Genomic DNA, 1,240 nt, shown 5'->3' with positions numbered 1-1,240 from the left:
CCCGCCCGAGTTCAAGGCCGACGCGGTGGCGTTGGTGTTGTCGAGGCCGGACCGGACGATCACGTCGATCGCGAGGGACCTCGGAGTCAGCCGCGAGACGCTGCGAGTCTGGGTGCGCGCCGCGCAGGCCAGGGGCGAAGGCGGACAACGTGGAGCCGGCGCGGCCCCGGCAGGTAAGGCCGCGTCGGGCGGGCACGTACCCTCGGACGACGTGCTAGAAGAGGAGAACAAGCAGCTCAAGGCGCGGATCCGGGAGCTGGAGCAAGAGCGGGACATCCTGCGCAAGGCGGCCAAGCTTTTCGCGGGCGAGACGAACTGGTGAACCGCTTCCAGTTCGTTGAGGATCACAAGGCGCTCTACGGGGTGAAGCGGTTGTGCCGGGTGCTGCAGGTGTCTCGCTCGGGCTTCTACCGGTGGCTCAAGGGCGCTGTGGCACGGCTGGCCCGCCGCCAGGCCGACGCGCAATTGGCCGAGCGGATGCGGCGAATCCACGCCGAGCACGACGGCACCTACGGCTCGCCCCGGATGACGGCCGAGCTGCGCGCAGCAGGGATGAAGGTCAACCACAAGCGGGTGGAACGGGTGATGCGCGAGCACGGCATCGCCGGGCTGCGGCTGCGCAAGAAGATCCGCACCACCATCCCGGAGCCGGACGTGGCCCCGGTGCCGGACTTGATCCAGCGCGACTTCACCGCCGCGCAGCCGAACACCCGCTACGTCGGCGACATCACGTATCTGCCCGTCGGCGGCGGCCGTTTCCTGTACTTGGCCACGGTCGTGGATCTGTACTCGCGCCGGCTGGCAGGCTGGTCGATCGCCGACCACATGCGCACCGAGCTCGTCATCGACGCGCTGCAGGCAGCCGCGCATACCCGGGGCGGCCGCCTGGACGGCGCGGTTTTTCACAGCGACAACGGGGCGCAGTACTGTTCGCGGGAGTTCGCCCGGGCCTGCCGCCGGCTCGGCGTCACCCGCTCGCGCGGCGCGGTCGGCACCAGCGCCGACAACGCGCTGGCCGAGTCCTTCAATGCCACCCTCAAACGCGAGACGTTGCAGGGTACGCACCACTGGCCCGACGCCCGAACCGCCCGTCTGGCCGTGTTCCGCTGGATCACCCGCTACAACACGGTCCGACGGCACTCCCGCCTCGGCCACCTCAGCCCGATCGCCTACGAGATGATGGCAGATAGTCTGAGGCCTGCCGCCTGAAATTGGTGTTCGCATTCATGGGGGAAGCCCC

General features: G+C 69.3%; 1 protein-coding gene. It reads left to right on the top strand.

Features of this window, described 5'->3' with window-relative positions; all coding sequences use genetic code 11:
- Window positions 1-1,209 (top strand): IS3 family transposase gene (locus B0I32_RS56210; protein WP_106253701.1). Its coding sequence is split into 2 segments (ribosomal slippage), with 1,210 coding nucleotides annotated over them: window positions 1-296 and window positions 296-1,209; the frame shifts between segments, so codons are not numbered across the junction. This gene is flagged as partial in the annotation.
- Window positions 1,210-1,240 lie beyond the last annotated feature (31 nt).

Origin of the sequence: Nonomuraea fuscirosea (genome assembly GCF_003001935.1) — a bacterium.
Classification (GTDB): domain Bacteria; phylum Actinomycetota; class Actinomycetes; order Streptosporangiales; family Streptosporangiaceae; genus Nonomuraea; species Nonomuraea fuscirosea.
This window is presented reverse-complemented; position numbering and strand designations above follow the sequence as displayed.